Origin of the sequence: Lewinella sp. W8 (assembly GCF_004375085.3) — a bacterium.
Classification (GTDB): domain Bacteria; phylum Bacteroidota; class Bacteroidia; order Chitinophagales; family Saprospiraceae; genus Neolewinella.
Genome location: NZ_SNAQ03000032.1, coordinates 1 through 23912, shown reverse-complemented (window position 1 = coordinate 23912; position 23912 = coordinate 1). Strand labels below are relative to the sequence as shown.

Sequence of the window (23912 nt, the reverse complement as noted above, 5' to 3'; positions counted from 1 at the left end):
GCGTGCTGGCGTATGAAAGCAGTATGTCGGTTAGCGTCTTAACGGAGGCGGTTTAATTTTTCTTCCCGTCCTCGTGGCCGGAGAATTCCTCAAATGAATTTTATCCGACATCGCAGCCGAATTTGGCGATAACATTGATTAATATTATATATATTTATAAATGTTTATCTCCCGGTTTTGATTTTTTGACACCTTTTTTCCACCGCTAAACAAAAAAAATACGCACGGACATCCGTTCAAATCGCTCCTAGCAGCATCTGCACGGAAAAGTGTTTGTCGTAGATGATTATACTTGTATTGTCCCAAAGAGGCGATAGTTTAAGCTGGTAACTACGGACGAATTTTCTCTTTTGTACTACCCCGCTAGGATTATCAACGTGATTAGTTTAAGTGTACGACCTTTGTGAATATTGAATACAGTGTTTTCCGTTGGCCACACCCCTAACCGTGGCCAGGAGTATTAAGTGTGAGTATTTGTAGTTCGATTACGATGAGGTCAGACAGTTGAAATAATCTTCCCGCTTTTGGACTGTTTCCTATTACTCTCAATTTACTCTCTCGTGAAAACTTCGACCTACTCTTATTTAAAAGTCCTGGTCCTTGAACAGGACGAAGCCCTGCTTCAGTTACTCAAAATCCTGCTTCAGGAAATTGGGATCAGCCAGGTAGTCACCACCAAAGAACCCCAAGACGCATTCAAAGCCTACCGCTCCCTGCAACCCGACATCTGCATTTTGAATGCAGACCTCAAGAATCAGGGGCGACAGGGCCCTAACCTAGCCGCCAAGGTGCAACGCATGAAATGCAAGACGTCTTTCATCTTTTTGGTCTCCAACTTCGAATACGAAGCCTACCAGAAGTTAAAGACCGTCAGCAGCAGCAGCGTCATCACCAAGGAGCTCTCCAAATTAAAACTGCTCCAGGCCATCGACCATGCCGTCTTACAGCTGGAAAACTCCACGCTTTCCCAGCAGCGGGCGGGGCTACAGGCACTGCAGAGCGTTGCCCAGGACCAGGTAAAAAACAACGAAGACCAGCTTTTCTTCCGGATCGGCGACAGCTTCCGGTCCATCAACAAAAGCGAGATCAAGTTCTTCTACGCCGACAACAAGCTCACTTACGCCCGGGTAGGCAAGCGCAATTTCCCAACCAACGTCCAGCTCAAGACGCTGGAAGAGACGCTCAACCCAACCTTCCTCCGCTGCCACAAAAAGTACATTGTGAACGTCAGCTTCATTGAGTCCATCCGGATTAAGCAGGGAAAAGTCAAGGTAGACAACGAGCTTCTCTCCATTGGCTACAGCTACCGTAAACAATTTCTTAACCAGTTAAACCTCCTCAAATAGCGTAACCTCTACTTTCACCCGGGAAGAGGCTTTCTTTCCGCGCAAGAAACGTTCATAGCATTCATCCTGCGTCAATCTACGTGATTGACTCTATGTTGTCTCTCTAATTTTTTTGTTGGACACCTATTGTCCTATTTTCTGAGCGGCCTTTGGCCGCTCTTTTTTTGCGCTGTACCAGCAGGATTCTCCGTGGCGGGTTATGGGTAGCTGGTGGTACTATTCCTTCAGGGAAAGCTTGACCGCCTTGGTAACCAGGGCAATTTTCAGGTTGCTGTTGTTTTCGGAGCGCACCCCAAAAGACTTGTACATTCTCCGGAGAGAAGAGCTCACCCCTTCTACACTAAGGTGAATTTTTTCGGCAATTTCCCGGTTAGAGATGGTCGGGTTCTCGTAGAGTAGACTAAGAATATTCCAGGAGGAGGCCCCGAGCTTAATGGATAGGTGGCGTTCAATTTTTTCCTTGTCCAGTGTAAGCTGTTTGCGTGCTCCCGTTGCCGTGATGGACTGCGCCGCTACCCGCTCCCGCAGCACCTCAATATCATTGAGCAGTTTGGCTTTCTCTTGCTCCCTTTTGGTCTTTCTGGTCTGCAAAATGTAGAGAAAGGCCACCACGATGGCGACGAGCCCCCCAACTAACAAGGATATCTTCCTTTGTGCGCTCAGCTGCTGCCGCGATAATTCCTGCTCAAAAGCCAGCTCATCGGCTGACTTCTCTTTTGCGTATTGGTACCTGGCTTCACTGAGGTAAAGCGCCCGTTCATTTTCCTCATCGTTAATTGAATCCAGGGTATTCTTCCACAGCTTGTGCGTTTGTAGGGCCTCCCGGTAACGGCCGGTATCTTCCAGTAACTGAGATAAAATGCGGGCGGCGTCCACAACGATTAAGCGATTGCCAATTTCCTGGGCAAGATTCAGGGCGGAGCGTGCGTAATACCGCGCCGAGTCGGGTTTGGATTCCCGGTAAAGGTTGGCGAGCTGCACCCCACCCCGTGCGATGGCGGGTAGTTCGTCCCGGGAACGGGCCACGGTCAACCCCCGTTTGAGAAAGCGTTCGGCCAGTGCTTTCTCTCCCATTTTCAGATAAGTATCTCCGACGTTGTTCAGAACCGTTCCCGCAATGTGCCAGGCACCAATTTCCTCTAATATCCTGAGGGCTTCAAGGTGGTGTTCGTTAGACTTCAGGTAATTGCCCTCTTCATCGTAACTCACGCCAATATTGGTCAGGGAGCGAATTACGGACTCCCGGTCATTTTCTTCCCTGGCCTGATCCAAACCATCCAGAAAATATTCTCTGGCACGCCCATAATTTTTCGCTTTGAGGTACGCTAGCCCCAGACTACTTTTCATGGTAACGGCGTATCGGGTGTTTCCAATCCCTTCCGACAGGATGAGGCCTTCGGTGAGCACTTCAATGGCGGCGTCAAAATCGCTAAGCTCAAAGTAACTACTACTCTGGGTGTGCAGGGCTTTAATGAGCTGAGCGGTATCCTTATTCGTCCGGGCGATGCGCTCGGAATCCTGGAGGTGCTTAAGGCTAAGGTGATACTCGCCCTTGTAGTTATGGGCGAATCCCCGGTGGCGGGCAAATTCGGCCCTTTGGGTGGGCGAGCTATCCCTTACCAACATTTCCTCTGCCCGTTCGTGCAAAGCCAGCAAGCTATCCGGATACTCCCGCCTGAAGTTCCCCGCACCAAGGCGAAAAAGGGCATCCACCCGGAGCGCCTCCGCGGCATCCGTAGCCTGGTGAGCCACAATCAGGGAGTCGTAGGGGGATGACTGACCGAAAAACGGGCAGACAATACTGAAATAGAGAGGAAGCAGGACAGCTATTTTATTCAGAGAGAAACGCATATGGGTTGGGGCCTGGAAAATCTGGAAACTCCTTCTTTTTTTCGGTGGCCGTAAAACCGTGGGGCATTATTGCAGTAACGGTTCGGGGTTCAATCGGCATAGTCCACAGCGAAAGCAACTATGAGTCTAGAATTCACCGAATAAAAATGGTGTTCAATGAGAGATAATAGCGGATAAACGAAGATAAATGTAATAATTCCCCCGGAGGTGAGGTAACAAAAAACGGGCTACCGCAATTGGTAACCCGCTCACTCAATAGACACTTAGTGAACATTACGATGTAACATCCGGGACGGCGTACAGAGATCTCAGTTAAATCGGGGGCAGATTTACACACAATAGCCCCGCGTAATGGCCTACCGCCCCATAAAACGCTTGAATACATAGCTAATGTCTTCCTTTCACCTAGGAAAGCAAATGCTCCCCCCGACAAGCAGACATACCGACAGATGAACCGAGTATTGTTTAGGACAACCTACTTTCTCCGGGCCGCTAACATGTACGCATACCGTAAAAACACCCCGTAGGCCAATACCATACTGATGATGAGCCCCTCCCGGCCATCCCGGAAGCCCCCCTTGATCAGGTAGTGCTTGACGAAGCGGAATACCGGTTTGAGTAGCAGGTGGTAAAGGCCCACCCTTTGGGTCCTGGGGGCGTAGTCCTGCGCACTCCACCGGGCGTAGCGCCGGATCTTGTCCAGAAAGTGGTCGAGGTTCTTGAAGGTGAAGTGCTCCAAACGCCCCCTTAGTCGCCCCACCCGCAAGCCGGAAACTTCAATTTCCTCGTGGACTTGTTTATCATCGTAGCGACAACGGTCGCGGTGAAAAAAGCGGACCACTTCGTCTCCCGACCAGCCGCTGTGGCGGATCCTGCGACCCATGAAAAAATTGTCGCGACCAATCCAGTAGGCATCCAGCAGGGCATCCGGGGATTCCATCATCCGGGTGATTTCCTCCCGGAGTTCGGGAGTAACGATCTCGTCGGCGTCCAGCAAGAGCACCCATTCGTATTTCGCCCGGGCGATGGCCCAGTTTTTTTGGTCGGCCGGGCCCGCGTAGGCTCTTTGGGTTAGGGTCACGCCGGGTAATCGTTCCAGCAGCTCCGCGGTTCCATCCGTACTGAAACTATCCACTACCAGCAGGTCATCGGTCCAGTCCGCCACGCTCGCCAGCGAACGCTCGATGATGTCAAGCTCGTTGAAGGTGGTGTAGATGATGGTCAGTGGCTGCAAAATATCTTTCCTATTCTGGGGTTAGCAACTGAGTTGACCTTCGTTTATCGCGCCGTAGGCGACGAAGAAGTGGTTGAGCAGATTTTCCTTGTTGTAGGGTAATTCCCGACTGGTTTCTTCGCTGATCATTTTCCCGCCGGCTTCCAGTAAAATGGCGTGGGCGGCACCGGTATCCCACTCCATGGTGGGAGCCAGCCGAGGATAGAGGTGTGCTTCTCCTTTCGCCAGTTCCAGAATTTTCAGCGAGCTGCCCCGGCTGACGATTTCCGGGCGATCCAGTTTGTCCATGAAGGCCTGCGTGGCCTCGTTGAGGTGGCTACGGCTGGCGACAACCCGCAGGTGCGGATCCTGCAGCGTAAAGGTGGCGGCCCGCAGTTGTTCGGGAGTAGCGTCGGGGGTAGCCAATCTCCAGGCACCCTGGTTGGTTGCGGCGTAATACAATTCACCCGTTACCGGCACAAAAACGGCCCCCAGTACCGGGCGACCGCTTTCAATCAGGGCGATGTTGACCGTGAACTCTCCGTTGCGCTTGATGAATTCCTTCGTTCCGTCCAGCGGATCGACCAACCAGAAGCGGGTGTACTGGGACCGTTCGGCGTAGGGGACGTCCCTACCCTCTTCGGAAACGATGGGCGCCCGAAAGGAAAGTGCCCGCAGGCCGGCTTCAATGACGGTGTTGGCCGCGCGATCCGCGCGGGTCAGGGGGCTGTCGTCCGCCTTGTGCTCAACACCAAAGTCTTCGGTATCGTACACTTCGAGAATGGCCGCTCCCGCCTCGCGGGTAATCTGGCCGACCTCGGCGGCGAGTGCTAAGTAGTTCATCTGGTTGCTAGTTGCTGGTTGTTGGGTTGCTAGTTACTAAGTAGGAGATCAAAAATACCTACTACCTATTTTCTTGCCAGATCGTCCGCCAAATCCTTATGTCCTGACGTAGTCGGATATAAGTTTATCGGACGAATAGCATTTTTGAAAGTAGATATTCTTACAGCCTTACTTAGGTGCTAGTTGCTGGTTGCTGGTCTAGTTGCTGGTTATTCTCCCCGCATGATGGCTTCGAGGACGGCCTGGGCGCTCCAGGTGCGGTTGTTGGCCTGCTGGAGCACCAGAGACCGATTGCTGTTCAGAACGCCATCGGAGACCACAACGTTGCGCCGAACGGGAAGACAATGCATGAAGTAGGCATTATTGGTCAGGCCCATCTTGGCTTCATCGACCATCCAGCCGGGGAGGTCGGCCGTCTGGCCGTAATCGGCGTAGCTGGACCAGTTCTTGGCGTAGACGAAGTCGGCATTACGAAAGGCCTCCGCCTGGTCGTGCATCACCTTAGCGCCTTTCGTAAACTCCGGCGCCAGATCAAAACCTTCGGGATTGGTGATCACCAGGTCGACCTTATCCCACTTTACCATCCACTCGGCAAAGGAGTTGGCTACCGCCTGGGGCAGGCGCCGCGGATGCGGCGCCCAGGTAAGCACCACCTTAGGCCGGGGACGACTGCTGTTCTCGGTGATCGTGATGCAGTCGGCCAAGCTTTGCAGCGGATGCCGGGTAGCGGATTCCAGGCTCACTACCGGTACGGTAGCGTATTTAACGAAGGACTTGATGACGTGGTCGGCGTAGTCCGCCTCCCGGTCCGTCAGGGACGGGAAGGAACGCACGCAGAGGACGTCGCAGTACTGACTCAGTACTCCGGCGGCCTCCCGGACGTGCTCGGCGGTATCCAGATTCATCGTGGCGCCTTCGTCAAATTCGATGTTCCAGCCCCCGGAAGCGTCGTAAGTGATGACCTGAAACCCCAGTTGGGTGGCGGCCTTTTCGGTGCTGATGCGGGTCCGGAGACTGGGATTGAAAAAGAGGTTGATGACCGTCTTGTTGTAGCCAACGTCGTCAAAACCAAAGGGCGCGGCCTTGTGCCGCTGGGCCCGCTCAATCAGGCCGTCAATGTCTTTAATGTCGTGAGCGGAGAGAAACTGATTCATGGGATTGTTTAGAATAGTGGATAGGCCGGGTTTGGGTAGGTAGAATTTTCTCTGCAATACTAGGCAATCTGATTCATTCGGCGACAGTACCTTGCTCCTCGCCCGGTTGCTGGCACCTGCGACCTCGCCAGAAAAACCAAAAAATCCCGGCTGGCTTTATGCCGGTTGCTCCGTCAGGGCTGCCACAAAGGCGGCAATCAGTTGATCGCATTGCTCCTGCGTCACGTTGAGGGGAGGCAACAGACGAATGGTGTTCGGATCGCTGGAGGAGCCGGTAAATACGCCGTGATCGAAGAGCAGTCGTTTCCGCAGGGGGGAAATGGGCTCCCCCATCTGGAGGCCAATCATCAGACCATAGCCCCGTACTTCCTCGAACAAGCCGGTGGCACCAAGCTCCATCATCAGGTAGTCGCCCATGTCAGCGGCATTGTCCAGCAGATTCTCCCGTTCCAGTACGTCCAGTACGGCAATGCCCGCCGCGCAGGCCAAGTGATTGCCGCCGTACGTGGTCCCCAGCATCCCTTTTTTGGCTTCAAACGCGGGGTGGATCAGCAGTCCCCCCAGTGGGAAGCCGTTGCCCATCCCCTTGGCCATGGTGACGATGTCCGGCCGTAAGTTGGCGTGCTGAAAAGCAAAAAACTTCCCCGTACGGCCGTACCCGGACTGGACTTCGTCCAGAATCAACACCGCACCGTGTTCGTGACACAGATCCGGCAGGGCTTCCAGGAATTCCGGGTCGGGGACGTAAATACCCCCAACCCCCTGCACGCCCTCGATGATCACGGCCGCAACGTCTCCCTCGGCCAGCGCTTTGCGGACGGCCGGCAAATCGTTCATCGGCAGAAACTCCACCGGATAATTCCGGTTGATCGGGGCCTTGATGTTCTCGTTATCCGTGGCGTTGACGGCCGCGGAGGTCCGCCCGTGAAAGGCCCCGTGGAAAGCGATGATGCGCCGGCGGCCCGTATGAAAGCTGGCCAGCTTCAGGGCATTCTCGTTCGCCTCGGCTCCGCTGCTGACCAGGAACAAGCCGTAGTCATCCAGACCGGAGAGCGCCCCCAACTTATCCGCCAATTCCTGCTGCAGTCGGTTGTGGACGCTGTTGCTGTAAAATCCCAATTTTCCTACCTGATCGCGTAATTTTTCCACGTAGTGGGGGTGCGCGTGACCGATACTGATGACGGCATGACCACCGTAGAAGTCCAGGATTTCCCGGCTCTCTTGGTCGTAAACGTAGGCGCCCTGGCCCCGGACGGGCTCGAGATCGTAGAGGGAATAAACATCAAAAAGGTGCATGGGGGAGGGGTTACTGGTTACTGGTTGCTGGTTGAAGTTTAACCCGCACCTCGAAGTGTGCGTAGCTCCTTTGAGGGTGCTTAGGGGGAGTTTTTCGTTACTAGTTACTAGTTGCTGGTTGCTGGTTAGAACATACTGGCTTTGAGGTGGAGGCCGGTGGTTTCGTCGAGGCCGAGGGCCAGGTTCATGTTTTGGACGGCCTGTCCGCTGGCGCCCTTGAGGAGGTTATCGATCATGGAGATGACGAGGGCTTTGCCGTCGTGCTCCTCCGCGAAAACCAGTCCTTTATTGGTGTTGACGACCTGTTTCAGGTTCGGGTTTTCCGTGGTTACGTGCGTAAAGGCGGCGCCCTGGTAGTAGCTGGAGAAAATGTCGCGCAGATCTTCCGTGCTGACGTTCGCCTCGACGTACTGGCTGACGTAGATGCCACGGGCAAAGGGTCCACGAACCGGCAGGAAATTCAGGCCGGTGGTGGACTTTCGGCCGAGTTGGGCCGCGCTTCTGCCGATTTCCGCAAGGTGCTGGTGGCGGAAGGCCTTGTAGATGGAAACGTTGGCGTTGCGCCAGCTGAAGTGGGTGGTGGGCACCGGTTGCTGGCCGGCACCGGTGCTGCCGGTGATGCCGTTGATGTGGACCTCGCCCTCGGCGAGGCCGGCGGCCACCAGCGGCAGCAGCCCCAGCTGGATGGCGGTGGCGAAACAGCCCGGATTGGCGATCCGTCGGGCGCCGCGCAGCGCGGCGCGGTTCAGCTCCGGGAGGCCGTAGACCCAGTTGTCGTCCATCCGGTAGTCCGTGCTAAGGTCCACGATGATGGTTTCCGGAGCCGGCAGGTGCTGCTCCACCCATCCCCGGGAACGGCCGTGGCCCATACAGAGAAAGATAACGTCGGCGTCTCCGGCCTCATCCGTGAAGATCATGTCCGTATCCCCGATCAGGTCCGAGTGCACCGCATGGAGGGGAGCTCCGGCCTGACTCTGGCTCTGGACGAAGGCCAGGTCCACTCCCGGGTGGTGCACCAGAATGCGCAGCAGCTCTCCGGCGGTGTACCCACCGCCCCCAATGATGCCAACCCTTGGCTTTTGTGTGCTTTCCATGCTGTACTATTTATTGGCCACGGCGTTACGAATCCGTCCGGGAACGCTCAGAATTTTGGTGAAGCCCTTCACGTCTTCTCCCGACCAGCCCTTATTCATTTCTCCGTAGGCGCCGAACCCGGCGCCCAGCAGGTCGTCGGGGGAGGTAATGCCCCGCAGTTCGAAGCGATGGGGGTGCAGCGTTACGTGGACCGTACCGTTCACGGTTCCCTGACTACTTTCCAGGAAAGCCTCCACGTCCCGCATGACGGGATCCAGGAACTGCCCTTCGTGCAGCATCATGCCGTACCAGTTTGCCAGCTGTTCCTTCCAGAACAGCTGCCATTTACCCAGGGTGTGTTTTTCCAGCAGGTGGTGTCCCTTCAGGATGAGCACCGCCGCGGCGGCGGCGAAGCCTACCCGCCCCTTGATGCCGATGATGGTGTCTCCGACGTGGATATCCCGCCCCACGCCAAAGGGAGCCGCCAGTGCCTCCAGGGCCTTGATGGCCGCGACGGGGCTAGCGAACTCCTGGTCGTCAAAGCCGCGGAATTCCCCGTTTTGGAAGTGAAGATCAATATCCCGTGAGGCCGTTTCGGTGACGGGAACCGGCCAGGCTTCTTCGGGCAGCGACTGGTGGCTGGTCAGCGTTTCGGCGCCCCCGACGGAGGTGCCCCAGAGGCCCGCATTGATGCTGTAAGTACCCTTTTTCTCGGGCCACTGCAGTCCGTGCTTGGCCAGGTAGTCCACTTCTTCCTGCCGGCTGAGCTGCATATCCCGGATGGGCGTAATGATTTCCAGCTCCCGGCCGCTCAGTTCGAAGGCCAGGTCAAAGCGGACCTGGTCGTTTCCGGCCCCCGTACTTCCGTGGGCCACGCCATCCGCTTCGATCTCCACCGCGTAGCGGGCCGTACTCATGGCCTGGAACATCCGTTCGGCGCTGACGGACATGGGATACGTCTGGTAGCGCAGACAGTTACCGTACACCAGGAAGCGCAGGCACTCCCGGTAGTAAGCCTCCGTCACGTCTTCGCGTCGGTAGCTGCTGGCCCCCAGGGCCAGTGCCCGGGCTTCCATTTCCTTGATTTCTTCTTCGGAGAATCCGCCGGTATCTACGGTAAGGGCGTGAATTTCGTAGCCCTTTTCCTCCGTGAGGTATTTAATGCAGAAGCTGGTGTCCAGTCCGCCGCTATAGGCGAGTACAATTTTTTTGGCCATCGGGTGATTGCTTTTGGGGGGGAAGGGTATTTAGCTCTCAACGATCATGTCGCTGAGGTCAATTTTCATCTGTCGCTCCTCGTTGGCGCTCGGGGCCATCATGGCCGTGCAGAGGCACATCATGCGCTCGTTGCGGGTGAGGATGTCGAAATTCGGGCAGGAGGAACATCCCGCCCAGAAGGCATCGTCCTGGGTGAGTTCCGAAAAGGTAACGGGACGGTACCCCAGGTCGCTGTTGATCTTCATCACCGCCAGGCTGGTGGTGATGCCAAAAATCCGGGCGTCGGGATATTTCTGACGCGACAACTCAAAAACGGCTTTCTTGATTTTCCTCGCCAGGCCGAGCCGTCGGAATTTGGGGTTAACGATCAGTCCGGAATTGGCCACGTACTTTCCGTGGCTCCAGGTTTCGATGTAGCTGAACCCGGCCAACTCATTTTCCACCAGCGCAATGACGGCCTTACCCGTGCGAATTTTCTCCTCCAGATAGTCGGGCTTGCGTTTGGCGATACCGGTTCCGCGGGCTTTGGCGGATTCTGCCATTAGATCGCATATCGCTGGTGCGTGTACGGCGTGCTCTGGCTGAGCCACCTGAATATTGATCTGCATAGTAAGAAAGAGAAAGATCGCCGGAACGACGACCTGGAATGAAAAAAGGAGAGGAATTGCATCATGGGAAAGCCACAGAAAAGTGGCGGGCCTTCGGGCCACGGAAACGGGCGGAAGGCTTACTGAATCCTACTCCTTCGTCGGAGTCGTCGGATGAGGTGCGATGCAAAGACGTTCATTAGGGGCAAAATTAGGGGCTTTTCGCGGGAAACCACAACGGTCGTCCGTATTTTTTGGCGCGGACGCAGGTGCCGGGCATTTGCTTAGGGGCCGTAAATAGAGGATTTAGGATTTAGGATTCAGGATTCAGGCGTAAGGATCAAGTGGCGGGTGTAGAAGGAGGAAAGGGAGAAAGAAGAAAAAAGAAGCGTTCATCGGATGTCTCCGGAGCAACGCGACGGGTCATCCGATGCATCGCGGGCACGGCCGAGAAGTTCCACTTCGAGCGGACAAAGGAGCCGGTAGTGGGTAGCAAGCAGGAGCAGACTATGGGGTAGAGGAGAAGGCTAATAGAAGGAAGAAGCGTTCATCGGATGTCTCCGGAGCAGCGCGAAGGGTCATCCGATGCATCGCGCACCTGGTGCCGAGGCCTTCGGAGTAGCATCGCGGCCTGCGACGACGCCGAGGGCCGGCAGGGCTGAGCAATAAAAAGGCCTTCTGCGGACTCCTCCGAAAATACGGAGGAGGCCACAGAAGGCCAGATGAATGCTTACTCCCGGAGGAGTTTGCGCTCGCTCAGGTCGTAATTACTGCTTAACGATCTGCTTGCTGTACTGACGACCATTGATCATCAGTTGCAGGTTGTAGACACCAGTAGGCAGTGCGCTCACGTCCAGGCGGTTGTTCATTTCACGGAACTGACGTCCGGTAACGATCCGTCCCTGCATATCCGTCACCAGTACGGTGAAGGTGCTGATGGTGGGGTCGTTGTGCTGAATGTTCACCTCGTTGACCGTGGGGTTGGGGAAGAAGGACATGTCCAGTCCGCTTTCCTCGATGTCTTCCACGCTGGTCAGACCGAAGGGAAGCTCGATGGCGCCAATTTCGGGGGAGTCACCGCGGGGGTTACCGAAGATACCGGCGTCGGGCACCAGTTCATTCAGGACTGCTCCACCCACCAGTGGGTTAGCGTCGGGGTTCATTTCGTCGTAGAGGGGCGTAACGTCGGCAAATTCCGCGTCGGGGTTGTCTTCGAAGGGATCCACGAAGAAGTCCTCCGCATCCACGCCTTCCTGGACGATGTCACCGGAGGTGTCGAGGCCGAGGTTCTCGCCGTTCTCTGCGTCGAAGAAGTTTCCACCGAGAGAGGTAACCATCAGGTTACCAATTTCAACACCTTCACCGGCCAGTTCCACTTCCAGGTTCGGGTTACCCGTATCACTGAAGAACACGTTGTTCAGGAGCTGAACGGTCATGGAGTTTACGTCGGCGTTGGTGATGTTGTCGGGCTGGAAGAAAGCGATTTGCTCACCAACAGCTACGTCAGACGTACCCTTAAAGTTGCTGAAGAAGGTATTGTGGATCAGCTGTACGTCAATGGCGATCTCACCGCTGAACAGCAGCTCACCACCCTGGTCGAAGGCGGGAGAGTGACCGTTGAAGATGATCGCACCACCGCTGTTACCGTCGGTAGTAACCTGGTTGTTGGCAAATACACAGTTGGTGAAGTTCATGCCCGTACGCTGGGTAGAAACCGCACCACCCTGGTTGTCGGCGGTGTTGAGGATGATCAGGGCGTTGCTTACCGTAACGTCAAAGTCGGGGAAGCGCGTGCGCTGTACCATATCCACCGTATCGATCACGGGGAACATGAAGGTAGCCAGGGCACCACCGTCGCTGGTGGCGTTGTTGTTGAAGAAGTCCGTATCGTCAATCGTACCGTTCACTCCGTCAATCAGGAAGATACCGGCACCGTTTTCCTGCTCCAGCGCAGAGTTGGCGTCAAACAGGGAATTCGTGATGGTCAGGTTCATCGGTTCCAGGTCACCGTTGACGTACATACCGCCACCACCGGAGATTACGCCCTGCTCGGAGGTAATCCGGTTGTTGGTGAAAGTACAGTTGTCGACGGTCAGGTCAGAAGGTACGGCACCACCGTTACCGAACAGCAGGAAGCCACCACCCCGGAAGGCTGCGGCCGCGCCACCGTTGTTATCGAAGGTAGAGTTGCGTACGATGGTGACACCACCACCGCCGACGTTGTTTACGCCCAATCCGCTGCCGGAAGTGCCGCGGCACTGTTCGAAGGAAGAGTTGGTCACTTCGGCGTACATGCCGGGGCCCTGGGCGTACATACCGCCACCAACGCCGCCAGTTGCACCACCTTCAACCATGCTAAAGGAGAGACTGTCGGCCACGAAGTTCTGGCTCAGCAGGATCAGGCCACCGCCGAATCCGCCACCCACTACGTTTTCAAACGTCAGGTTGGCCAGGGTCGCCGTGTCGGCGAAGTCAGCGGAGCCATTGAAGTATACTCCACCACCACTCGCGTTACCGCTAATGTCGGTGTAGCTGGAGTTGGTCAGGGTAATGTCCAGTCCGTCGGTGAACCAGAAGTGAGCACCACCGGGGCCACCGTCTACGCGGGTGAAGGTCAGGTTATCCGCTACGTAGGCGTAGGGGTAAGTATCTCCGTTCTGGGCGTACATGGCACCACCAAGGCCACCGCCGGCGTTACCTTCCACGTCGGTGAAGGAAGAGTTGGTGACACTGTGGCTGACGTTACCGATAAAGATGGCACCTCCCCAGCGGTCGCTGGCGATGTTGGTGAACGTACAGCTGTCCATGACGGCTTCGGTAGCGTCGGGGGCACGCATGGGCTCAAAGTCGTTACCATTACGCAGGTAGATGGCCGCACCGAGGTCGGCACTCAGGGAGTCAAACGTACAGTTAGAAATGTCGATACCGAGCACGTCGGACGTTCTGATTCCGGAACCGCGCCAGACGGGGCTGTCGATGTTTTTGAAGTCACAGCCTTCAATGGTGAGGCCCGTGGCCTCGAGGGCGAAAACCATACCACTGCGGGCCGCTGATTCTGCGGCGGCGGAGAAGCTGGAGTTGCTGAAGGTAACGTCGTTCGTCAGGCGAACGTAGATCGTACCGTCGTCACCGGCGTAGTTGTCTTCGACCACGATGTCGTCGAAAGTAGAACCGGCCGTATTTTCAAAGATGGCGAAGATGGCCGAACCGAAAGGCGCGTAGTTTGCCCGGAAGGTCGTGCGGGAAACGGCTACTTTGGCCGTGGTCCACAGACCGCCGCCGGCAAAGGGTACGAGGCTACCGTCGACGAACTCGGGGAGGCTGCCGTCCTGAAGGATCAGTCCGTCGATGGTGACCGTAAAGGTGCTCACGGCGTTGGTATCGGCGACGATCAGTACGCGCTGGTTATCGACGCGGCTGAGGCTGTCGAAGGAACCCTGGACGTCGTTCTGCATGACGTCACCACTCAGGATGGTGGCGTTCTTTTCGGGGTCGGCCTCGCTGGCCATGGTTTCGTTGCCCACGAATCCACCGAGGATGGTGAGGGACTTGTTATCAACGATGAAGGCGGAGGAATCGGGGGTAATGTAGGTTCCCTGGGCGATCCATACTTCGCTGCCGGAGGCAGCGGCCAACAGGGCGTCGTTCAGGTTAGCGTATGCGTTGTCCCATGAGGATCCGTCACCGGGTACGGCAACGTCGTCGTTTACGTACACCACCTGGGCACTCAGGCCGATGGCGAAAAACGACAAGCAAGCAGTTAGTAGCAGTTGCTTCATAAATAGATGTGGTTTATACAGATATTGATGTAAGGCGAACGGGCCGGAACCTTCCGGCCTTTCTCGTGAATTCGTTACTATACGTAGGTTCTGAGGTACGTGTTCACACTCCACGGAAAAAAAGTACTGGCATCACCAGCCCTTCTTTACGTCTTGATCCCATGTTGATCAATTCTAGGAGTAAAGGCCGTCAAAGATATAAAATTACCGTTAAGCCAATACTACCACTTAATCCGGCGGTCGAAAAGTGTCGGACAGGTGGCATTTAGGCAGATTACGCTCCCTAGGCCACTGCCCTACTGGACGATTTGGCACCTGCGGCAGCCATTATTTGCTTACAAAAGCAGCCAAAAGCCTACCATGAAGTGAAAAATGTATCCACCGAGTGTGTGCTTCGGTTTCCTGGCAGAAGATGATTTTTTTGGCGGAGCAGGTGCCATGCCACGGGTGAGGAGCAAAGAATTCCTAAAAATCTCTATCCCCTCGATTTCCCTCTTCACCCCCCGTATTCTCCGGGCCCCGGCGACAACACATGAAAACATCACTAAATCAATGTTTTTACAACAGATTAGCAATCAGCCAAATACATCGTGTTTATCCCTAAGTCATTTCTTCCTAAGGGTTTTCCCGTATATTTCTTAAATTGGGTGTAACGACTTGTAATCTTATTGTTTAGGGCGTATATTGTGGTCAATAGACGCTTTGAATCCCCACAACTACACCTCTAGTAGTTGCATGGAAGAACGGCGGGTCTCTCATCCCGACCTTACACACATACAGTTCAATACACCATAGTCTCTCACGGCCTAATCGCTGCGTTGCAGTAGAAGACTAACCATCCTGTATGTGCAGGATGACACCAGTTTATTTTTTTGGTTACGTATTAAATGCTATGAACAACCTATCCTAATTCGCCCATAAGATTTCAAGGCGGGTGGACTTTCCGCCCGCCGGGCTTTTCCCCCATTTGCTATCGTGAATCAAGACCTTTTCAATTCTTCCTCCAGGGGATAAGGATTGACGCTTTATTGCTATGAACTAAACCATCTGCTATGAACTAAACTCTTCTCCGTAAAAACCCTCCATCAACACATCATTTCCGGCTAGACTTCTCTAAGCCCCTTAGTGGGTATTGGGGAGGTTATGCCACCAATCGCCTAACCGCATTTTTTGCCAGCTGTCGTCGCAGCCTGGCCCAGTACCCTATTGCGCGGTCTGATCAAAAAGCAATGCTATGAATAACCTGAACCTAATCCACCATTCCCGAAATCGAGGGAAGGTGACTTCATTTTCCCGAGCGTTTAAAAAAAATCTCAAACTACTAACCATCAATGCCTTGGCCCTGCTGGCCCTACTGTTCAGCAGTCCGGTAGGGGCGCAGAATTTCTGTCCGAACAATACTCCGGGCAATAACTGTGACAGCTGTCCGAATTACAATACCAACGCGAACCCGGATTTGGTACTTACTTGTGAATCTCCACTCAAATTGATCATTATGATCGACGAGTCGAATTCACTCAACGGGTTTCAGACCGACATGCGAAACGGAGTAATGGCTTTTCTTGAAGAACTTGCTTGTACTCCCGTTCAGGTAGCCATTATTGAGTACGGAACTTTTGGCAATTACGTAGTAAACGCATACACTCCCGTGGCCGACGTAGTTACCGGGATGAGCAATTATTTTTCTGGGACGGCGACCAACTCCGGTAGTTTTACCGGTCAAGTATACACGGTTCCGAGTGGGAATAACGGTGCAACAAACTGGCAGGCAGCCTTCATGCTGGCGGATGCTTTACCGGTATCTGACCTGACCCTGATGTTCACGGACGGAAATCCAACTGCCTACGTAACAAATGGTACTTCTCCTACCTCCTCTGCCTCATTTTGTGGTTCCGGTGCTTCTACCCAAGAGGCAGAAATTTACAATCCCGTACAGGTTGCCAATAAGCTTCGCAATGAAGGAACCCACCTCTTTGCCCTGGGGATTGGCGCCAACTTCAACCAGGGGTTCCTGAGCGACATTTCCGGTCCGACCCAATACAACCCCAACGACAGCGGTGATGCACTGAGTCTTGCTACCGCTGATTACGCCATTGAACCTAATTTCAGTAATCTCCAGAACTGCCTGGCTGAATTCGCCAATAACCTCTGCCCCATTGCTACCACCTGTGAAGTAGAGCCCACCTGTACTGATCAAAGTAATGGTCAAATCTCCATTCAGATTGCCAGCGACGTTCAGGCACCGTATACCATTCAGGTTGCCGGGATGTCCTCGTTCCAGACGAGCAGCAATCCCGTGGTCATTAATAACCTATCTGCGGGTACCTACACGGTGAATATCCAGGCCTCCGGCGACTGCTTCCGGGACGATCAGTGTGTAGTAACCGTGGAAGAAGGCAGTCCTAGCTGCCACGTTAGTGCGACCACCGATGAGCTCTGCGATGGCACTTTGGGTACCGCCACCTTCACCGTAATGGATGGCTTCCCCAACTATACCTACACCATCATTAATGATGCCGACAACAGCCAGCAGAGTGCCGGTAATTATTCCGGTGGGTTGGCCTCCTTTACCGTGAACGATATTCCCGCCGGAGACTACACCATCAACATTACGGACGACGAGAATTGTACTACGACCTGTACGTTCTCCATCGCCGCAGCTACTGGCTGTTGTACTCCCGCTGCCGATTGCAAACACAATCTGGACATTGATGAGGAGGGATGTGAACTTCCTCCCGCTGAGACCCACATAAATAGAATATTCAAAAACGTTGAAGACTGTGGCGAGCACTTCTTAATGGATGTGCACGAAGCACATCTCGATGATAACTGCGTCGGTGGGCTTTCCGTTACCCGGACCTACTTTCTCTTCATCGACGGCAACGGAAACGGCACCTACCAAGCTAATCACGATCAACTGATTGAATCTTGTGACCAGCGGGTTACCATTACCCCGCCGGTAGTTAGTAGCCACTGCCCGGATGACCGTACAGTAGCCCCTTGCCTTGATCAGCATCAAGTCAACAACCGCTTTACTAACTTCCTGAACGATTTTTCTTGCAGCGGTGGATGCGCGCTACTCTCTTCTTCCTACTACGCTTACGGCCAGTACTACGCAAACCCGCACGACATTCCTGCGCCTGACAAATGCGGCGGAGCGGTAACCGTTCGGTTAGTGTGCGAAAACGCCTGCGGAAACGACAGCGACTGCTCGGCCACCTTCACCGTGCCCGACAATACCGACCCCATCATCAAGCCCAGCGCCAACGCGCCGGCGGACTTGAGCGGAGCTTTTGATCCTAACACCATGGAGTTCACTTCCGATCCGGTCGTCATCACCTTCGAGTGCGATGAGGTCTCGGGGGCCATTTCCAATCAGACCGTTCAGGAATGGTTCATGGTCAGCGATGACTGTCAGGACCTGGACGTACACATTGATGAGATCGTTACCGAGTCCGACGCCGACTGCAAAGAAGACGGGTATTTCCAGTACTACCTCTGCAACATTTCGGTGACCGACCACTGCGGTCAAACGGACCAACTAACCATCGACATCAAGGTTATTGACTCTACCCCACCCGTAGTGGATTGTCCCGACAATACCGATGCTTCCTCCGCCTGCCTGACGCAGGACGAAGTGGACGCTGAGTTCCGGTCCTGGTTGAGTCAATTCAGTTGCACCGACAACTGTGGGGCAACTTCCACCTACATCGTCAACGGCCAAGCCTACGACAATCCCGATCACATCCCCGCCCCCGACAAATGCGGTGGTGCCGTCACGGTGATGCTGGTTTGCGAAAACAGCTGCGGAGTGACCGCCGGCTGCTCGGCCACCTTCACCGTGCCCGACAACACCGATCCCATCATCAAGCCTAGCGCCAACGCGCCAACCGATCTGTCCGATGCCTTTGACGCCAACACCATGGAGTTCACTTCCGATCCGGTCGTCATCACCTTCGAGTGCGATGAGGTGTCGGGACCGATTTTCAATCAGACCGTTCAGGGATGGTTCATGGTCAGTGATGACTGCCAGGACCTGGATGTACACATTGATGAGATCGTTACCGAGTCCGACGCCGACTGCAAAGAAGACGGGTATTTCCAGTACTACCTCTGCAACATTTCGGTCACCGACCACTGCGGTCAAACGGACCAGCTGACCATCGACATCAAGGTCATTGACTCTACCCCACCCGTGGTCGACTGTCCCGACAACACGGACGCTTCTTCCGCCTGCCTCACCGACGACGAGGTTGACGCGGAGTTCCGCAGCTGGCTGGGCCACTTCAGCTGCACCGACAACTGTGGAGCAACTTCCACCTACATCGTCAACGGCCAAGCCTACGACAATCCCGATCACATCCCCGCCCCCGACAAATGCGGTGGTGCCGTAACGGTACGCCTGGTCTGCGAAAACAGCTGCGGAGTGACCGCCGACTGCTCGGCCACCTTCACCGTGCCCGACAATACCGATCCTATCATCAAGCCCAGCGCCAACGCGCCGACCGATCTGTCCGATGCCTTTGACGCCAACACCATGGAGTTCACTTCCGATCCGGTCGTCATCACCTTCGAGTGCGATGAGGTCTCGGGACCGATTTTCAATCAGACCGTTCAGGGATGGTTCATGGTCAGCGATGACTGCCAGGACCTGGACGTACACATTGATGAAATCGTTACCGAGTCCGACGCCAACTGCAAAGAAGACGGGTATTTCCAGTACTACCTCTGCAACATTTCGGTCACCGACCACTGCGGTCAGACGGACCAACTAACCATCGACATCAAGGTCATTGACTCTACCCCACCCGTGGTGGATTGCCCCGACAACACGGACGCTTCTTCCGCCTGCCTCACCGACGATGAGGTTGACGCGGAGTTCCGCAGCTGGCTGGGTCACTTCAGCTGCACCGACAACTGTGGGGCAACTTCCACCTACTACGTGGATGGACAGACTTACACGAATCCGGATCACATTCCGGCCCCCGACAAGTGCGGTGGTGCTGTCACAGTACGCCTGGTCTGCGAAAACAGCTGCGGAGTGACCGCCGACTGCTCGGCCACCTTCACCGTGCCCGACAATACCGATCCTATCCTCAAGCCCAGTGCCAACGCACCAACCGATCTCGATCAGGCCTTTGACGGCGGTACTATGGAGTTCACCTCCGATCCGGTGATGATCAACCTGGAGTGCTCCGACTACCCCAACGGCCTGACCAATAACCTCGTCAAGGGATGGTTTATGGTCGCCGACGATTGTTCCAATCCCAACATCCACATTCAGGAACTGGACATCGACGAAAACGGTAACTGTATTGAGGACGGCTACCTGAAGCGCTACCTCTGCAAAATCAAGGTCACCGACGAATGCGGACAGATGGACATGGTCACCATCGACATCAAGGTCGTCGACACGGAGGCTCCCACCGCCAGCTGTCCCGATGACAGGTTGATGGGTACCTGTAAAACCCAACAGCAGGTAAATCATGCCTTCGCCAACTGGCTCGACCAATTTGGCTGCGCCGACAACTGCGGGGCAACTTCCACCTATTACGTGAACGGACAGGCCTACACCAACTCGGATCACATCCCGGCTCCCGACAAGTGTGGCGGCACCGTAACGGTACGCCTGGTTTGCAAGGATGCCTGTGGCAACCGGGACGACTGCTCGGCCACCTTCACCGTACCCGACAATACCGACCCCATCCTGAAGCCTAGCGCCAACGCGCCGACCGATCTGTCCGACAACTTTGACGGCAGCACCATGGAGTTCACCGCCAATCCGGTGATGATTACCCTGGAGTGCTCCGACTACCCCAATGGCCTGACCAATAACCTCGTCAAGGGATGGTTCATGGCCACAGACGACTGCTCCGATCCCGACATCCACATTCAGGAACTGGACATCGACGAAGACGGAAACTGTATGCAGGACGGCTACCTGAAACGCTACCTCTGTAAAGTCAAGGTCACCGACGAGTGCGGACAGATGGACATGGTAACCATCGATATAAAGGTGGTCGACAATACTAAACCAGTGATTACTCATATTGGGCCTGACGGCACCTTCGAGTGCGGCACCGACCCGGTATTCTCCACGCCCCAGGCTTCCGACGACTGTGATCAGGACGTCAGCCTAATCTTCGTGGATACCTACGGAGCGCCTACCTGCGCCGGAAGACCCATCACCAGAACCTGGACGGCTACCGACGACTGCGGCAACACCGAGACCGCCAGCCAGACCCTGACGCCCGTCGACACCCGCAAGCCCGTCATCACCCACGTCGGGGCCGACGGCACCTTCGAGTGCAGCACCGATCCGGTATTCTCCACGCCCCAGGCTTCCGACGACTGTGACCAGGACGTCAGCCTCACCTTCATGGATACCTACGGAGCGCCAAACTGCGCTGGGAGACCCATCACCAGAACCTGGACGGCCACTGACGACTGCGGCAACACCCAGACGGCCAGTCAAACCCTGACGCCCGTCGATACCCGCAAGCCCGTCATCACCCACGTCGGGGCCGACGGCACCTTCGAGTGCAGCACCGATCCGGTTTTCTCCACGCCCCAGGCTTCCGACGACTGTGACCAGGACGTCAGCCTCACCTTCGTGGATACTTACGGAGCACCGAACTGCGCCGGAAGACCCATCACCAGAACCTGGACGGCTACCGACGACTGCGGAAATACCCAGACGGCCAGCCAGACCCTGACGCCCGTAGACAATACTCCACCAACAATTACCTGTCCGGCCGACGTGACCGTGGACTGTGAGGATGATACGAGCCCCGCATTTACGGGTCGAGCCACCTGTAGTGATAGTTGCCCCGGTGGAGGCGGCGGTGACCCCGCCACCGATTGCGACCCCTCCATTCGTCCTAGTCACGCTGGAGGAGTAACGCCCGATGGGCTGTTCGGTGATTGGAATTTGGCGAACGATTTCTATGCGGACATGTACCGCGCGGGCAGAACCGATAAACCCGTTGAATCTAAGCTTTACGTCCGCTACGACTGTAATACGCAAACGATGTGTGTCTTGGTTCTGGTGGTTGATGGTATTACCGCTAGACGCCAAGCTGATGATGCCTTCGTTAAACTGGGTAACAGCAATAAACTCATTGACGGCAACGATCCTGGATTCTCGTGGGTTGAAGACCCCAATAGCAGTGATCCGCTTGGCTTTGAGGCCTGCTTTACCCTGGCACCGGGCACCTACAATAATCTAAATGTCCACCTACAGGTTAATGACGGCGGATCTCAGACCTCCGCCGTAGCTAATCGGGCGATTCCGATTTGCCTGGAAGAATGTGACTCCGACGGAGGTGGATGTACCGACGACAATGGCCCTACTTACAGTGATCAGATCGTACCGGGTAATTGCGCCGGCAACTATACCATTCGCCGCACCTGGACCTGTAGCGACTGCTGTGGCAACACCGCTCAGTGTGTCCAAACCATTACGGTGAGAGATACCGACCCGCCGGTTCTGGAGATGCCCAGTCCGATTGCGGATATCGCCTGCAACGATCCCTTACCCACTCAGGAAACCCTGACGGCAACGGATAATTGTAGTGGGGTCACGGTCGTACCCTCCGTTGATCCCTATACCGTGGATATCTGTAATGGCTATCCGATCACCTATCGTTGGACGGCGACGGATGATTGTGGTAACTCTAGCGTAAAAACCGCCACCTTCAACGTACTTCCCGACACCCAGTCACCCGTACTCGAAGAGCCCGCGCCCATCGCCGACATCAACTGCGACGATCCCCTACCCACTCAGGAAACCCTGACGGCAACCGACGACTGCAGCTCCGTTACCGTAACGCCCTCCGTGGACCCCTACCAGGTTGACGTCTGTAACGGATACAGCATCACCTACCGCTGGGTAGCCGTGGATGCCTGCGGCAACCAGGACGTGGAAACGGTGACCTTCAACGTACTGCCCGACACCCAGTCGCCCGTACTCGAAGAACCCGCACCCATCGCCGACATCAACTGCAACGATCCCCTGCCCACGCAGGAAACCCTGACGGCAACCGACGACTGCAGCTCCATCACCGTGACGCCCTCCGTAGATCCCTACCAGGTTGACGTCTGTAACGGATACAGCATCACCTACCGCTGGGTAGCCCACGATGCCTGCGGCAACGAGGACGTGGAAACGGCAACCTTCAACGTACTGCCCGACACCCAGTCGCCCGTACTCGAAGAGCCCGCCCCCATCACCGACATCAACTGCAACGATCCCCTGCCCACGCAGGAAACCCTGACGGCAACCGACGACTGCAGCTCCGTAACCGTGACGCCTTCCGTAGATCCCTACCAGGTTGACGTCTGTAACGGATACAGCATCACCTACCGCTGGGTAGCCGTGGATGCCTGCGGCAACCAGGACGTGGAAACGGCAACCTTCAACGTACGGCCCGACACCGAGTCACCCGTACTCGAAGAGCCCGCACCCATCGCCGACATCAACTGCGACGATCCCCTGCCCACGCAGGAAACCCTGACGGCAACCGACGACTGCAGCTCCGTTACCGTCACGCCTTCCGTAGATCCCTACCAGGTTGACGTCTGTAACGGATACAGCATCACCTACCGCTGGGTAGCCGTGGATGCCTGCGGCAACCAGGACGTGGAAACGGTAACTTTCAACGTACGCCCCGATACCGAGTCGCCCGTACTCGAAGAACCCGCACCCATCGCCGACATCGACTGCGACGATCCCCTGCCCACTCAGGAAACCCTGACGGCAACCGACGACTGCAGCTCCGTTACCGTCACACCTTCCGTAGATCCCTACCAGGTTGACGTCTGTAACGGATACAGCATCACCTACCGCTGGGTAGCCGTGGATGCCTGCGGCAACCAGGACGTGGAAACGGTGACCTTCAACGTACGCCCCGACACCGAGTCGCCCGTACTCGAAGAGCCCGCACCCATCGCCGACATCAACTGCGACGATCCCCTGCCCACGCAGGAAACCCTGACGGCAACCGACGACTGCAGCTCCGTTACCGTCACGCCTTCCGTAGATCCCTACCAGGTTGACGTCTGTAACGGATACAGCATCACCTACCGCTGGGTAGCCGTGGATGCCTGCGGCAACCAGGACGTGGAAACGGTGACCTTCAACGTACTACCCGACACCGAGTCACCCGTACTCGAAGAGCCCGCACCCATCGCCGACATCGACTGCGATGATCCCCTGCCCACTCAGGAAACCCTGACGGCAACCGACGACTGCAGCTCCGTCACCGTCACGCCCTCCGTAGATCCCTACCAGGTTGACGTCTGTAACGGATACAGCATCACCTACCGCTGGGTAGCCCGCGATGCCTGCGGCAACCAGGACGTGGAAACGGTGACCTTCAACGTACGCCCCGACACCGAGTCACCCGTACTCGAAGAGCCCGCGCCCATCGCCGACATCGACTGCGATGATCCCCTGCCCACTCAGGAAACCCTGACGGCAACCGACGACTGCAGCTCCGTCACCGTCACGCCCTCCGTAGATCCCTACCAGGTTGACGTCTGTAACGGAT

Annotated in this window: 11 protein-coding genes; 2 read left to right on the top strand and 9 right to left on the bottom strand. The window is 55.7% G+C overall.

Going from position 1 to position 23912, the window contains the following annotated elements:
• The first annotated feature begins 560 nt into the window (after positions 1-560).
• A complete protein-coding gene (locus tag E1J53_RS23165) occupies positions 561-1346 on the top strand; it encodes a LytTR family DNA-binding domain-containing protein (protein ID WP_134274757.1) in 786 nt (261 codons plus the stop codon).
• Between the two features lie 216 nt (positions 1347-1562).
• Here the strand turns inward: E1J53_RS23165 and E1J53_RS23160 are convergent, their stop codons facing one another.
• The 9 genes from E1J53_RS23160 to E1J53_RS23120 form a co-directional block, all read right to left on the bottom strand.
• Positions 1563-3197: a tetratricopeptide repeat protein gene (locus E1J53_RS23160; RefSeq protein WP_134274756.1), complete on the bottom strand. Its 1635-nt coding sequence runs from the start codon at positions 3195-3197 to the stop codon at positions 1563-1565.
• 475 nt (positions 3198-3672) lie between these two features.
• The gene (locus tag E1J53_RS23155) at positions 3673-4431 is read right to left on the bottom strand and encodes a glycosyltransferase family 2 protein (RefSeq protein WP_134274755.1); all 759 of its coding nucleotides are present in this window, start codon (positions 4429-4431) and stop codon (positions 3673-3675) included.
• Positions 4432-4452: 21 nt separating this feature from the next.
• Positions 4453-5253: a 3'(2'),5'-bisphosphate nucleotidase CysQ gene (cysQ, locus tag E1J53_RS23150; protein WP_134274754.1), complete on the bottom strand. Its 801-nt coding sequence runs from the start codon at positions 5251-5253 to the stop codon at positions 4453-4455.
• 209 nt (positions 5254-5462) lie between these two features.
• Positions 5463-6407 (bottom strand): N-acetylornithine carbamoyltransferase, encoded by a 945-nt coding sequence (locus E1J53_RS23145; RefSeq protein WP_134274753.1) that lies wholly within the window; start codon positions 6405-6407, stop codon positions 5463-5465.
• Between the two features lie 156 nt (positions 6408-6563).
• A complete protein-coding gene (locus E1J53_RS23140; protein WP_134274752.1) occupies positions 6564-7703 on the bottom strand; it encodes an aspartate aminotransferase family protein in 1140 nt (379 codons plus the stop codon).
• Positions 7704-7828: 125 nt separating this feature from the next.
• Positions 7829-8797 (bottom strand): N-acetyl-gamma-glutamyl-phosphate reductase, encoded by a 969-nt coding sequence (gene argC, locus E1J53_RS23135; protein ID WP_134274751.1) that lies wholly within the window; start codon positions 8795-8797, stop codon positions 7829-7831.
• Between the two features lie 6 nt (positions 8798-8803).
• A complete protein-coding gene (locus E1J53_RS23130; protein WP_134274750.1) occupies positions 8804-9994 on the bottom strand; it encodes an argininosuccinate synthase in 1191 nt (396 codons plus the stop codon).
• A 30-nt stretch (positions 9995-10024) separates the two neighbouring features.
• The gene (locus E1J53_RS23125; RefSeq protein ID WP_134274749.1) at positions 10025-10603 is read right to left on the bottom strand and encodes a GNAT family N-acetyltransferase; all 579 of its coding nucleotides are present in this window, start codon (positions 10601-10603) and stop codon (positions 10025-10027) included.
• Positions 10604-11349: 746 nt separating this feature from the next.
• Positions 11350-14361, bottom strand: a complete 3012-nt coding sequence (locus tag E1J53_RS23120) for a T9SS type A sorting domain-containing protein (RefSeq protein ID WP_134274748.1) — start codon at positions 14359-14361, stop codon at positions 11350-11352.
• A gap of 1336 nt (positions 14362-15697) precedes the next feature.
• On the opposite strand from E1J53_RS23120, the gene E1J53_RS23115 reads away from it, so the two are divergent.
• Positions 15698-23912: vWA domain-containing protein (locus tag E1J53_RS23115; RefSeq protein ID WP_173021615.1), on the top strand; the 8215-nt coding region annotated here is incomplete at its 3' end.

What these genes read in the sequence shown, in the direction of transcription:
- E1J53_RS23140 (WP_134274752.1), bottom strand. Translation starts at nt 7,703, where the DNA reads ATGCACCTTTTTGATGTTTATTCCCTCTACGATCTCGAGCCCGTCCGG.
- E1J53_RS23160 (WP_134274756.1), bottom strand. Translation starts at nt 3,197, where the DNA reads ATGCGTTTCTCTCTGAATAAAATAGCTGTCCTGCTTCCTCTCTATTTC.
- E1J53_RS23130 (WP_134274750.1), bottom strand. Translation starts at nt 9,994, where the DNA reads ATGGCCAAAAAAATTGTACTCGCCTATAGCGGCGGACTGGACACCAGC.
- E1J53_RS23120 (WP_134274748.1), bottom strand. Translation starts at nt 14,361, where the DNA reads ATGAAGCAACTGCTACTAACTGCTTGCTTGTCGTTTTTCGCCATCGGC.
- cysQ (WP_134274754.1), bottom strand. Translation starts at nt 5,253, where the DNA reads ATGAACTACTTAGCACTCGCCGCCGAGGTCGGCCAGATTACCCGCGAG.
- E1J53_RS23125 (WP_134274749.1), bottom strand. Translation starts at nt 10,603, where the DNA reads ATGCAGATCAATATTCAGGTGGCTCAGCCAGAGCACGCCGTACACGCA.
- argC (WP_134274751.1), bottom strand. Translation starts at nt 8,797, where the DNA reads ATGGAAAGCACACAAAAGCCAAGGGTTGGCATCATTGGGGGCGGTGGG.
- E1J53_RS23145 (WP_134274753.1), bottom strand. Translation starts at nt 6,407, where the DNA reads ATGAATCAGTTTCTCTCCGCTCACGACATTAAAGACATTGACGGCCTG.